The 12386-nt window shown below is 67.0% G+C and carries 9 protein-coding genes; 3 read left to right on the top strand and 6 right to left on the bottom strand.

Annotation, left to right across the window (positions count from 1 at the left end; translation table 11 throughout):
• Nucleotides 1-5: 5 nt before the first annotated feature.
• Nucleotides 6-917 carry a LysR family transcriptional regulator gene (locus CTP10_RS24425; RefSeq protein WP_116322939.1) on the bottom strand — a complete coding sequence of 304 codons (912 nt, stop codon included), beginning with the start codon at nt 915-917 and terminating at the stop codon, nt 6-8.
• Between the two features lie 298 nt (nt 918-1215).
• Here CTP10_RS24425 and CTP10_RS24420 point away from each other — a divergent pair, with 298 nt between their 5' ends.
• Nucleotides 1216-1926, top strand: coding sequence for an SDR family NAD(P)-dependent oxidoreductase (locus CTP10_RS24420; protein WP_116322938.1), 711 nt, complete (start codon nt 1216-1218; stop codon nt 1924-1926).
• A 71-nt stretch (nt 1927-1997) separates the two neighbouring features.
• Here CTP10_RS24420 and CTP10_RS24415 read toward each other — a convergent pair whose 3' ends face one another.
• From CTP10_RS24415 to CTP10_RS24395, 5 genes are all read right to left on the bottom strand, one after another.
• Nucleotides 1998-3230, bottom strand: a complete 1233-nt coding sequence (locus CTP10_RS24415; protein WP_116322937.1) for a polysaccharide pyruvyl transferase family protein — start codon at nt 3228-3230, stop codon at nt 1998-2000.
• Nucleotides 3231-3234: 4 nt separating this feature from the next.
• On the bottom strand, nt 3235-6645 hold the full coding sequence (locus CTP10_RS24410; protein WP_116322936.1) for an adenylate/guanylate cyclase domain-containing protein: 3411 nt from the start codon (nt 6643-6645) through the stop codon (nt 3235-3237).
• Between the two features lie 106 nt (nt 6646-6751).
• Nucleotides 6752-7336 (bottom strand): hydrolase, encoded by a 585-nt coding sequence (locus CTP10_RS24405; protein WP_116322935.1) that lies wholly within the window; start codon nt 7334-7336, stop codon nt 6752-6754.
• Between the two features lie 34 nt (nt 7337-7370).
• Nucleotides 7371-8768, bottom strand: coding sequence for a hypothetical protein (locus CTP10_RS24400; RefSeq protein WP_116322934.1), 1398 nt, complete (start codon nt 8766-8768; stop codon nt 7371-7373).
• Between the two features lie 299 nt (nt 8769-9067).
• Nucleotides 9068-10033 (bottom strand): LysR family transcriptional regulator, encoded by a 966-nt coding sequence (locus CTP10_RS24395; protein WP_116322933.1) that lies wholly within the window; start codon nt 10031-10033, stop codon nt 9068-9070.
• A gap of 136 nt (nt 10034-10169) precedes the next feature.
• Here CTP10_RS24395 and CTP10_RS24390 point away from each other — a divergent pair, with 136 nt between their 5' ends.
• On the top strand, nt 10170-11144 hold the full coding sequence (locus tag CTP10_RS24390; RefSeq protein WP_116322932.1) for a Bug family tripartite tricarboxylate transporter substrate binding protein: 975 nt from the start codon (nt 10170-10172) through the stop codon (nt 11142-11144).
• A 17-nt stretch (nt 11145-11161) separates the two neighbouring features.
• A complete protein-coding gene (locus tag CTP10_RS24385; RefSeq protein ID WP_116322931.1) occupies nt 11162-12373 on the top strand; it encodes a CaiB/BaiF CoA transferase family protein in 1212 nt (403 codons plus the stop codon).
• Nucleotides 12374-12386: the final 13 nt, after the last annotated feature.

Below are 12386 nucleotides of genomic sequence, written 5' to 3'. Positions count from 1 at the left end.
GGGTTCTACGCGGAAAATTTCTCGACCAGGAAGTCGACAAAGACCCGCACGCGGCGCGTGACATGCCGTGCCGACGGGTAAAGCAGCACGAACGGCCGCGTACTGCCGGCATATTCCTGCAGCACTTCTACCAGCGTGCCGTCGCGCAGATCCTGTTCCACGACGAAGCGATAGGTCTGGAACAGGCCCGCGCCGGCGCGCACCAGCGTGGCTCCGCCGAGGATGTCTTCGGTCGCCGCATAGCCGCCGGTGGTGGCGATATCGACGTCTTCGCCATTGACGCGGAAGGTCCAGGGAATGCGCCGGCCGCTGCTGGGGCGTTCGAACTGGATGCACTCATGCCTGAGCAGGTCTTCCAGTGACCTGGGCGTGCCCGCGCGCTGCAGGTACGCGGGCGTTGCCACCACCACCAGCTCGGCATCTTCCAGCTTGCGCGCGATCAGGTTCGAATCGTCCGGCGCGCGGCCGCGCACCGACAGGTCATAGGTGTCATCGGCGAAGTCGACGTTGCGGTTGCTGATGTGCACGTCGACCTCGACTTCCGGGTACTGCGCCCGGAACGCCGGCAGGATCGGCAGCACGCGATAGTGCGCGTAAGGCGTCGGCAAGCTGATCCGCAGCCGGCCCGCGGGTGCCGCGCGCTGGCCGCTGACCTGCCGCTCCGCATCCAGCAGCTGCGCCAGCGCGCCGCGGCTTTGCTCGAAATACAGCCGTCCTTCATCCGTCAGGCGGATCTGCCGCGTGGTGCGCACGAACAGGCGTACCCCCAGCCGTTCTTCCAGCCGCTGCACGGTGCGGCTGACGGCGGGCGGTGTCACGCCGGCCGCGGCCGCGGCGGCGGTAAAGCTGCCCAGCTCGGCGGCCAGGCAGAACAGCTCGATGCTGCCGAGCTGGAGGTCATCGAATTGCCTTTTCATGGCGTGGGATCGGGCGCTGCAAGGTGTGGCTGGAAGCGGTGCCGCCATCATATGTGGGCCAATGCCAGAAGTCGATGGCGGGAGCCTCAGGGACGGAAATGTGGCCGGGACCCCACGTCATGCAGCTTTAAACATCGCTCTGGCAACCGTGGTCTCGGCGCCATTTGTTCCGCGCGTGCATAACTGTTTGTTCCGTGGAGGTCTTCGAATGCCAGGACGGTTCTCCTAAATTTGAGCCCATCGGAGCCGTCGGCCCGATCGGCCGGAAGGCCGAGTCAACAGACATCGAGGTTAGAAAATGAGTGCAGCACAGAAGGTTGTCGTCATCACCGGCGCATCGCAGGGCATCGGCGCAGAACTGGTCAAGGCATTCCGCGAGCGCGGACATCGGGTCGTCGCCACGGCGCGCAGCATCAAGCCGTCGGACGACCAGGATATCCTGGCGGTGGCCGGCGATATCGCCGATCCGTCCACCGCGCGCCGCGTCATCGCGGAAGCCGTGTCGAAGTTCGGTCGCGTCGATACGCTGGTCAACAATGCGGGGATCTTCGTCGCCAAGCCGTTCACCAGCTATACCGACGAGGACTATGCCACCGTCACGGGCATCAACCTGAACGGCTTCTTCCATATCACGCAACTGGCCATCGCCGAAATGGAGAAGCAGCGCAGCGGCCATGTGGTCAGCATCACGACCAGCCTGGTCGACCATGCGATCAGCGGCGTGCCGTCGGTACTGGCTTCGCTGACCAAGGGCGGGCTGAACGCGGCGACCAAGTCGCTGGCGATCGAGTATGCGAAGACCGGTATCCGCGCCAACGCTGTGTCGCCCGGCATCATCAAGTCGCCGATGCATCCGGCGCAAACGCATGAGGCGCTGGGCGCGCTGCATCCGATGGGGCATATGGGAGAAATGCGCGATATCGTCGATGCCGTGCTGTACCTCGACCGCGCGCCGTTCGTGACCGGCGAGATCCTGCACGTCGACGGCGGCCAGAGCGCCGGCCATTAAGCCTTCCGCCGCAAGGCGTCGACGGCGCGACGGGGTAGATGCCTGTCGCGCCGTCTTGCGTTGGCCCGGTGCTATTCGCTCTGCTGAACCAGCTTGAATGCGGCCCTGCATGCCGTGGTCCATTCCCGGGCCAGCGCTCTGCGCCGTGCGGGCGGGGCCGCCATCGCCTGGTCCATGCCGGACGCAACCTCCTGCACGGGCACCGCGGCCGGCGCGCCGGCAGTGCCCCAGGCCGCGGCGAAGGCAACCTGCTTGCTGGCCGCGGGCGGTTGCGCGGGCCGCAGCAGGCCCAGCCTTGGCAAGGCAAAGGCGCCTGCAACAATGCCGCCGTGCAGGCTGCTGCCGACAAAACCCTGGCTGTGCGCGATCAGGGCGCAGATATCCCAGAGGTCAAGCGAGCCAAACAGCGCGACGGGCGTGCCGCGCAGCCGGGCCGCTAGGCGCTGGTAGCAAGCCAGGTCGTCATGCCACGGCGCGGCGCCGGCGCGGAACAGCACGACGCCCAGGCGCCTGTCCCGGGCGACGCGATCGAGCTGGGCCGCCAGCTCTGAAAGGGTTTCGTCGTCGCCAAAATCGGCGCTGCACTGCACCGCGAGGTATCCGTCAGCGAAGGCCGAAACGATGCGGGCGCACTCGCCGCGGCCGGCGCGCCGGCGGATGCCGTCGCCGAACAACTCGGCCACCAGCACCGCCGGATCGGGCTCCAGGCGGCAGTCAATGCCGCTTTCAGCGAGCAGCGCCTGGGTCTGATGGTCGCGGATCCCAACGCTGGTAGCGGCACCGAGCTTGGCTGCAACTTCCGCCCGCATGCCAGCATCGACCGAGCCAAGGTCAATGCCGCCGGCGGCGTGGACGATCACGCGCCTGACGTTGGCAAACAGGCCGGCAGGCAACAGGTAGGGAACCAGGTCCGGCAGGCCCAACTGGTTCCGTGCCCACGCCGTGCGCGCTTGCGGCCGGCTATCGAGCTGCGCCACTACGGCCTCGGCCTGCCCGGGCGGCAGCAGCATCACGGCGGCTTCCCACAGCGAGCAGGTCAGGATTTCGCCGCCTACGTGGATGACATCGACGGGCGCGTCGCCAACAATGGCCGAAAGCCGCCGCAGGGCATCGACCCGATGGCCGCCCTGCACGCTGAGGTCGCGGTCGGCAAGTCCTCCGTAACAGGGACTGCCCAGCCCGGCCATGCGTTGCACCACGTGCGCCAGCAGCAGGTCGCCGAAGTTGTGGCGGTCGAAGGCACCAAACAGGATCGTGAGAACAGGGGTGGCATCTGCCGGCGGCTTGGATCCGGACACTGCCATGGCATCAGCGGCAGGCAGGCACGATGTCCTGCATGCCCTGCATGCCCTGCATGTCCTGCATGTCCGCGCTGTCGAAACCCTCGGTGAATCCCGCCCGGACGGTGGCCATCAACTGTGTGGCGGGTTCCTCCTTGCCTTGCTGCCGCCATAGCTGCGCCAGATCCAGCGCGGCCCGCAATTCCAGCGACTTCGCATGCTGGTGGCGGGCGACCTCGATCGCCTTGTGGAAACACGCTTCCGCTTCCGCATCGCATTCCGGACCAGGACCTTGCCGTATCAGCTTGCCCTTGAGCCGGTGCCATTCCGCTTCGCAGTATTGCTCCCCGGTCCTGTCCAATGCGTCCTTGGCTTCGGCAAGCGCATCCAGACCAGCCTGCCATTGTCCCTGGCGTCCATAGGCGTGGGCCAGCAGGCACTGGAAATGCGGATTCCCCAACACCGCCCCGGTGGCGTGATAGGCCTCCAGGCCTTCGTGCATCAGCGCGATGCCAGCCTGTTGCTGCCCCTGTTCGGCCAGCGCCCAGCCGCGAAGGATGGTCGTCCATGCGAGCCAGAGCGGGAAACCCTGCTCGGTCGAGAGCGTGATGGCGGCCTCGGCATATTCCTGCGTGAGCTGGGGCTCGCGGCGGAACTGGTGCAGTTCTGCTGCCTGGCACAGCGCATGCGCCAGGCTGAAGGGGTGGGAAAGCTGCCGCGCCAGCGCAAGCCCCTCCTGCGCGCACTGGCAGGCCTGGTCAGGATAGCCAAGGCACCACAGCACCAGCGCCGACATCGACAGGGCGCGCACTTCGGGGTCCACGCCATGGACATTCAGGTGGCTGAGATGCGGCCCTGCGCCATAGACCGCGAGGGCATCGCGCAGGTGGGAACGCGCGATGCCGAATCTTCCCAGGTAGAACGCGGTCATCCCGAGCGCGACATGCGCTTCTCCGAGCCACTCCCGGTCGTTCGATTGCCCGCCCATCCGCAGCAGCTGCTTGCCGAGCCGGTAGGCCTTCGCATGCTCCGCGCGCAGCGAGAAATAGGTACGCAAGCCGACCAGCGTTGGAAACAGCTGTGGCGTGTCGCCGCCCTGGCCGCACAGTGCCAGCGCGCGGCTGTAGGTCGTCTCCACCTCGGATGCGGCAAAGCCCCGCGCGGCGATCAGCGCCGGCCCGATGGCAAGCCGCAGCGCGAGCTCCTGGTGCGCGCGTTCCGGGGTGTCGGGCTGGCGCCCGAGCAATTCCAGTGCGGCACTCAGGTGGTTGATTGCCTCGTGGTAGGCGGAGCGCTGGACAGCCTGCTGTCCCGTGTACTGCAGGTATTCCACCGCCTTCGGATCGTTGCCGCTGAGGCTGTAATGCCGGGCCAGCTCGCCGTAGTGGTCCTTCAGCTGGTTCTGGAAGAGCGCCTCGATCGCCTGCGCCGTGCGCTGGTGCAGCGCCGTGCGTTGCTCCGTGAGCAGGCTGTTGCCGGCCACCTCCTGGGTCAGCGCATGCTTGAACGTGTATTCGGTGTCGGGGAACGCCGGCCGCTCGTAGATAAACTCGCCCGCCTCCAGCTGCGCGAGGAGCGGGCGCAACTGGTCATCCGGCTGCGCGACTACCCGCTGGATCAGGCTGAGGGAAAACTCTTTCCCGATCACGGCCAGTGTTTGCAGCAAGTCTTTCTCGGCACGGGACAGCCGGTCGATGCGGGCGGCCAGGACCCCTTGCACCGTCGTCGGGATATGCAGCGCGGTGGGCGTCGTCTCGATGCGGTAGTGGCCAGGTTCGCCAAGCAGGGCCTTCTCCTCGCAAAGGGTTTGTACCACCTCTTCCATGAAGAAGGGATTGCCCTCGGTCTTTGCCAGGATCAGGCGCTTGAGGGCCATCAGCGTCGGATCGTCGCCAAGCAGCGCGGTAAGCAGTTGCCCGGCCTCCGCCTGGCCCAGCGGCGCCAGCCGCAGTGGCGTGTAGCTGTCCTTCTGGTCCCAGCCATGCTGGTACTCCGGCCGGTAGTTCAGCAGCAGCAGGATCCTCGCGTCGGCAAGGCGCTCGACCAGAACATCCAGGAAGGCTTCGGTCTCGCTGTCCAGCCATTGCAGGTCCTCGAACAACAGCACCAGCGGCTGGTTGCGGCTCTCGCGCGCCAGCAGGCTGGTGATCGCCTCGAACGTGCGCTGGCGCCGGATCAGCGGATCCATGTTCGGCAATGCCGAGCCGGGCTCGCTGATGCCTAGCAGATGCAGCAGGTAGGGCAGCACGTCTTCCAGTGCCCGGTCGAGCATCACCACGCGGCCCGCCACCTTCTCGCGGCACTTCCGTTCGTCGTCCTGGGCCTCGATCTGGAAATAGTTCTTCACCAGTTCGATCAGCGGGAGGTAGGCAAAGGCCTTTCCGTGGGACACCGAGAACGTCTCCAGTTTCAGGCAACTGCCGGGCGAACGCGCCTTGAATTCATGGAAGAGCCGCGACTTGCCGACCCCGGCCTCGCCGACCACCGCGACGATCTGCCCCTGTCCACCCGCGGACCGCTCCAGCGCATGGTGCAGCGTCTGCAGTTCCATGTCGCGCCCGACGAAGCATGCGAGACCCCGGTGCGCCGCCAGTTGCAAGCGCGTGCGCAGCGGCCCGATGCCGGTCAGCTCGTAGACGGCCAGCGGCATGGGAATGCCCTTGACCTGCGCAACCCCAAGCGGCTTGAAGGCGAAATACCCTGCGGCGAGCCGCTGGGTGGATTCGCTGACGAAGATCGACGAGAGCGCGGCCATGGTTTCCATCCGCGAGGCAATGTGGATGGTGTGGCCGACCGGATCGTAGTCCGTGTGCAAATCGTCCTTGCGGATCGAGCGCACGACCACCTCGCCGGTATGGATGCCGACCCGGATCTGCAGCGAGATGCCTTGCTCCAGCCTGAGCCGGTCGCTGTGCCGCTGCATCGCCTTCTGCATCCGCAGCGCGGCGTACAGCGCACGCTGGGGGTGGTCCTCGTGGGCGATCGGAGCGCCGAACAGCGCCAGGATGCCGTCGCCCAATGACTTGGCAACGTAGCCCTCGTAGTAGTGCACCGCCTCCATCATCAGGTCGATCACCGGCGTGATCAGCCGGTGGGCGTCTTCCGGGTCCAGGTCATGGATCAGGGCGGTCGAACCGGCCATGTCCGCGAACAGCACGGTGATGGTCTTGCGCTCGCCGGCGGCCTCGCCCCGGGCTTCCAGCGCCGCCTGCTCGTTGCGGATGCGCTCGGCCAGGTGGGGTGGCGTATAGGAGACAGGGGCGGTGGGCGCAGCGGATGCCAGATCGCCGCAGGGTTCGCCGCACGCACTGCAGAAGCGCGCCGCCGGCGCCAGGGCCTGGCCGCAGCGGCGGCATTGGCGGGTGAGGGCGCTGCCGCACTGCTGGCAAAAATTGGCCCCCGCGGTGTTATCGCATCCGCACTTTGTGCATTGCGCCATGGGGCCTCCTCGGGACGCTTCCCTCATAGGAGTAGTGCGCAAAGCCGTCCATCGCAAGAGGAGGTCGCCGCCGGGGCATTGCCATCTGCTGAAGCTGGCGGATAAGTCAGGCCTGCAGCGCGGCGATGACCTCGTCGGCAGTGCGCAGGCGGCCAATCCGGGGGAAGGTGTATTTCAGCGTGTTGGCATGTGCTTGCGCGGACGGCGAGCCCATCGCATCGGTCACGAACACCTGGCCATAGCCACGTTCAAAGGCGTCACGGGCGGTGGACTCCACCCCTACGTTGGTCGAAATTCCGGCCAGCACGATGGTGCGGATACCACGGCGGCGCAGCTGCAGGTCCAGGTCGGTGCCATAGAAGGCGCCCCATTGGCGCTTCATGATGCGCAGGTCGGTCGGCTCGGCGCCCAGTTCCGCAACCACGGTCGACCAGTCGGGGCCGCGCTGGCTTTGGGGAGCGGGTGTATCCACCGTCGGCGCAAGCGCATCCTTGCCATCGGGCGAGTTGCCAACCGTGACAAGCACGACGGGCGCCTGGAGCTGGCGGAACGTTGCCGCAAGCTGCCGCGCCCTGGCGACAATCTCGCTGGCCGGCTGCGGCTGCACTTCCAGGGCGACGATGCCGTATTGCAGGTCGATCAGGACGAGCGCCGTGGTTGCAGGATCCAGTTTGAGTTCAGCGGAGGTCATGTCGTGCTTCGGCCAGGAAACTGCGCTTCAAGATCTACGAGATGTTTTCCAGGTTGTCCTGTTGCGCCCGGATATCCTCGGGACTGAACACGATATACCCGAGCGCCTTCAACAGCTGCACCGCTTCCAGCTCGGCATCGAGATAAACGGGACGATCCGGTGGCCGCAGGCGTGGCGCGGGCTGCCAGCGCGGCGGGGCGCTGGCATGCGGGCCGGCCGCGGCCAGGCTGTCCGGTTGCCGCGCGGTCAGGATGCGGCAATGCTCCACGCTGGGCTTCCATGACACGTCGACGGCGACATTGAACCGCGCGGTGCACAGCCGCAGACGCTTCAGCGCCTGCAGCCAGTTGATGAAGGCGTCTCGATCCGACGGCTGGTATCCCTTCAGCAACGTATTGAGCTGTTCGTGCGCCGCGGGGTTGGCCGCGGCCGAATCCTCATCAAGCAGTGCGATCTCCAGCGCGACTCGCTGGCACCTGTCCTGGTCGTAGATGGTGCACTGGCAGTCGAGCACGCCTTCCTGCAGCAGCTCGCACAGCAGCGCCCACACCCGCGGATTCTTGTCGAGCCGGCCTTCGAGGGTGGGATCGATGTCGCCCAGGATGTCTGGCAGGGGACGATTGCCGTCTGCCTGCACGGCATGCGCGAACGCCATCGCGTTTTCCGAGGGCGTGTCGCCGCGTGCCAGGCGCTGCAACGCGGCTTCCTTCAGTTCTTGGATCTCGGCTACGGCATCGGCGGCGTGCTTCCAGGCAAACGCTTCCAGGCCGCCCACCAGCTTGCGCGCGGGCCTGGCAAGCTGGCCCGCCAGTGTCTGGATAAAGCCGGTGCAGATGCTGCAGTGACACTCCAGCCGGCCCGAGTGCAGGAAGCCGGCATACAGGCGCTCCAGGTGCCCGCAATGCGGACATTCCACCGAAAAGCCACCCTGCCGCGCGGCGCGCTGCGACGCGAGCAGTCCATCGACCTGGTAGTGCGCCTGGCCGTCGCAGCACGGGCAGATCCATTCGAGCTTGTGCGCGCCGTCGCGAGGCGCGACCGCGCGGTCGAACTGGCGCTCGATCGCGCTGCGCGGAATGCCTAGCGAGCGTCCCAGCACGTCGGCGGAATAGCGCCAGTAGCAATACGAGTGGGCGGCAGCCGCCGCTTCCGCATCCAGGCGCTGCAAGGCCGGGACCAGGTGCGTGCTGCGCCGGATTTCGTCCGCCTTCGCGTCGACCAGCGCAACCCCGCCGGGCATGACCGCCTCTAGCGCGGCACGGCTCTGCGCGAGGAAATCCGGCACGTGGACGCGACGGATAAAGTCCTCGTTCTCGAGCCAGAACATATGTCCGGGCAGGGATTCGAGCGCATCGACGCCAGCCCTGACTTCCGACATGCCGGGACAGGCGAGAAAGGTGAAGGGCTTGCTGAACAGGAAAGCATCGGCCATGGTTTGTCAACGGAGTATCCCGCCCACGGCCGGGACAGCGCCGCGTGCGATGGTTCCACCCCGTGGTTACAGCCAGGCCGATCGCGCGGACGGCGCATGCTTGGTGCATCGGCCCGCTTTTGGGGAATATCCCCTTGTTATTGTTCAGTCTTGTTCAGCTATGTCTTGTTCCGCACAGTTCGCCGTGTCGGTTAGGACAGGATAGGCGACGGTGACGGATCCCCGCAATGGCCAATGCCCGGCGCTTTCACCATGAGAAATGTGCCGTGTAGCCATGGCCCGAACGGGGCAGGGTTTGTTCACGCGCTGTGCCTGCCGACCGGACGCGCCGGCCAGGCGCCGCTGTCGACCAGCCCACCGGTTATCTCCAGCAACTGCGTCCACACCGTGCTCGTGGCCAGTGAAGCCGGCATCGTCGCCGACCGGCAGATGCACACCTGCCGCGTCATGGCCGGCTGCACGATGCGTGCGCACGATACCTGCCCGGTGCGCCATTCCTCCTGCACGGCCGCATGCGACAGGATGGTGAAGCCGACATCCGCGCCGGCCAGCGCGATCAGTTCGGGGATCGCATTGACTTCGGCGATCACGTTCAGCGCTGTCCTGTGCATGGCGCTATGGTGGTCGATCACGCTGCGCAAACCGTGCAGTCCGGCGGGCAAGACCAGCGGGTAGCGGGGCAGATCGGCAAACGGCACCACCATCGCCTGCGCAACGCTGTCCTCGCCGAAGCCCGAGAGTTGGCCCGGTGCGGCAACCAGCAGCAACTCCTCCTCGAACAGCACCTCGGTGCGCAGCCCCGCTTCCGGCGCGGGGCCGAAGGTCATGCCGATATCGATATGGCCGGTGAGCAGGTTCTGCGGGATATAGCCCGTGCTCTGCTCGATGATCTGCAGGTCGATCCCCGGCCAGCGTGCGACCACCTGCCGCACGAGCGGTACCGTCACCAGCTTGGCCAGCGACTGGGGCAGGCCGACCGCCACCCGTCCCTGGGGCTCCTTTACCGCGGTGCGGATGTCTTCGCAGGCCACGTCGACGCGGCGCAGGATATCGGCCGCATGTGCCAGCAGCATGTTGCCGGGCGCGGTGGGCGTGACGCCCCTGGGCGTGCGCTCGAACAGCGCGGTGCCCAGTTCTTCTTCCAGGTTCCTGATCTGCAGGCTCAGCGCCGGCTGCGCGATGTGGATGCGCTCGGCAGCCCGCGAGATCGAGCCGGCGGAAGCGACAGCCATGAAGGCACGCAAGGCGCGCAGGTCTAATGCCATGGGTTGGGTTCCGGAAAAAGCGCCGGGGGCACCCCGGGGTATCGTGAAATCTTATATCAGTCATCCTGTATCTGTCTTGGACTTATGGCTGGTGCGCTGCCATGATCGGCCCACGAATCCGGTCAGGAGACACCAAATGAATCCAAAACGACGCACTTTGCTGCTGGGTGCCGCTGCCGCCGCGCTGGCACCGCCCGCTTTCGCCAATGACTGGCCCAGCCGGCCGATCCGGCTGGTGGTGCCCTTTGCCGCCGGCGGGCCCACCGACTTCATCGCCCGGCTGCTGGCGACGCCGCTGTCCCAGGCGCTGGGCCAGCCGGTGGTCATCGAGAACCGTCCCGGCGCCAGCGGCAACCTCGGCGCGCAGAACGTGCTGGACGGCGAGGCCGACGGCTACACGCTGCTGCACAACACCGTGGGCATGCAGGCGGTCAATCCGCTGATGTACCCGCAGGCGCGTTTCCAGCCCGCGCGCGACTTCGTCCCCATCGCGACCACGGCGGCGATGCCCAATGTGCTGGTGGTGCATCCGGGCAAGCTGCCGGTGAAGTCGCTGGCAGACCTCATCCGGCTTGGCAAGGCCAGCGCGAACGGGCTCACCTACGCCACCTTTGGCGCCGGCACGTCGCCGCATATCTACGGCGCATTGCTGCAAAAGGCCGCCGGCTTCCGGGCCGTGGCGGTGCCGTACAAGGGCAGTTCACCGGCGCTGACCGACGTGATGGCGGGGCAGGTGGATTTCGTCTTCGACTCGTTCACCACCTGCATCGGCCAGATCCAGGGCGGCAAGCTGCGCCCGCTGGCGATCACCGCTTCGCAGCGCTCGCCTTTGCTGCCCGACGTGCCGACGCTGAAGGAGGCCGGCTATCCGGACGTCGACCTGAAATACTGGTTCTCGCTGCAGGCGCCGGCGCAGACGCCCAAGGCAGTAATCGAGCGGTTGCGCGCCGCCGCCGCCAAGGCGGTCAACGATCCCGGCTACATCGCAGCGCTGCGGGCGCGCGGCGCGGAGCCGATGGCCACCCGGCCCGCCGAACTGGCGGCCTTCGTGCGCACCGACGCCCAGCGCTGGACCACCGTCGCGCGCGACATCGGCATCAAGCCGGAATGACAACGAGGGATCTGACCATGCAAGCACTGAAAGGCATTCGCGTACTGGACCTGAGCAAGGTCCTGGCCGGGCCGCTATGCGGCCAGTATCTCGGGGAGCTTGGCGCCGATGTCATCAAGGTAGAGCCGCCGGGCACGGGCGACGACACGCGCGCATGGCTGCCGCAGGAGGCGGGCCAGTCGGCGGTGTTCCTGTCCGTCAACCACAACAAGCGCAGCATCGCGGTCGACCTGAAGACCCCGGCCGGGCAGCAGGTCGTGCAGCGCCTCGCGGCGCAGGCGGATGTCGTGCTGCAGGGCTTCGGCGGCGGCACCGCGGCCAGGCTTGGCGTGGACTACGACACGCTGCGCGCGCTCAATCCGCGGCTGATCTACTGCGAGATCTCCGGCTACGGCCGCGATGGTCCGCTCGGGCAGGAGCCGGGCTACGACGTCATGCTGCAGGCCTTCAGCGGCATGATCAGCACCATGGGCGAGCCGGGCGGCAGCTTTGCGCGGGCGAGCTTCTCGCCGGTCGACCTGGGCACCGGCATGCACGCGTTCAGCGGCATCCTGGCAGCGCTGATCGAGCGCCAGTCGACCGGCAAAGGCGTCTACCTGGAAGTGGCGCTGATGGAAACCGCCCTCGGCTTCATGGGCTACATGGCGCAGAACTACTGGCGCACGGGCCAGGTGCCGCAGAAGATGGGGACGGCCCATCCGTCGATGTCTCCCTACCAGGCGTTCGAGGCCGCCGATGGGCCGCTGATGCTCGGCGTCGGCAACGACGCGCAGTGGCGCCGCTTCTGCGCCGTGGCAGGGCTCGACCAGTGGATGGACCACCCGGACTTTGCCACCAATGCCAGCCGGGTACGGCATTTCACGCGTACGGTGGCACTTGTGCAGGACCGGATCGGCAGGGATACGGTCGCTTTCTGGCTGGATCGGCTGCGCCAGGCCGGCGTGCCGTGCTCGCCGATCCAGACGCTGGACCAGGCGCTTGCGCATCCGCAGGTGGCCGCGCGGCAACTGATCGTCGAGTCCGACCACCCGGTGCTGGGGACGGTCAGCAACGTCGGCCTGCCGGTACGCTTCGGGCAAGCGCCACGCGCGGCACACCGGCCCGCGCCGCTGCTGGGCGAACATACCGAGGAAATCCTGCGGGAGGCGGGCTACCCGGTCGACCACGTCCATCGCCTGGCCGACGATGGCACGATTGGCATCGGTGTGGCGCAAGCCGACGCCGCCTGAGACGTCCATCTAC

It is taken from the genome of Cupriavidus sp. P-10, from assembly GCF_003402535.2.
GTDB lineage: Bacteria > Pseudomonadota > Gammaproteobacteria > Burkholderiales > Burkholderiaceae > Cupriavidus.
Note: the sequence above shows the minus strand (reverse complement) of the source record. Positions and strands in the feature narration are given on the sequence as shown.

Excerpts from the sequence above, each read along its gene's own strand:
- CTP10_RS24425 (WP_116322939.1), bottom strand. The coding sequence starts at position 917 with ATGAAAAGGCAATTCGATGACCTCCAGCTCGGCAGCATCGAGCTGTTC.
- CTP10_RS24410 (WP_116322936.1), bottom strand. The coding sequence starts at position 6,645 with ATGGCGCAATGCACAAAGTGCGGATGCGATAACACCGCGGGGGCCAAT.
- CTP10_RS24390 (WP_116322932.1), top strand. The coding sequence starts at position 10,170 with ATGAATCCAAAACGACGCACTTTGCTGCTGGGTGCCGCTGCCGCCGCG.
- CTP10_RS24400 (WP_116322934.1), bottom strand. The coding sequence starts at position 8,768 with ATGGCCGATGCTTTCCTGTTCAGCAAGCCCTTCACCTTTCTCGCCTGT.
- CTP10_RS24415 (WP_116322937.1), bottom strand. The coding sequence starts at position 3,230 with ATGGCAGTGTCCGGATCCAAGCCGCCGGCAGATGCCACCCCTGTTCTC.
- CTP10_RS24405 (WP_116322935.1), bottom strand. The coding sequence starts at position 7,336 with ATGACCTCCGCTGAACTCAAACTGGATCCTGCAACCACGGCGCTCGTC.
- CTP10_RS24420 (WP_116322938.1), top strand. The coding sequence starts at position 1,216 with ATGAGTGCAGCACAGAAGGTTGTCGTCATCACCGGCGCATCGCAGGGC.
- CTP10_RS24385 (WP_116322931.1), top strand. The coding sequence starts at position 11,162 with ATGCAAGCACTGAAAGGCATTCGCGTACTGGACCTGAGCAAGGTCCTG.
- CTP10_RS24395 (WP_116322933.1), bottom strand. The coding sequence starts at position 10,033 with ATGGCATTAGACCTGCGCGCCTTGCGTGCCTTCATGGCTGTCGCTTCC.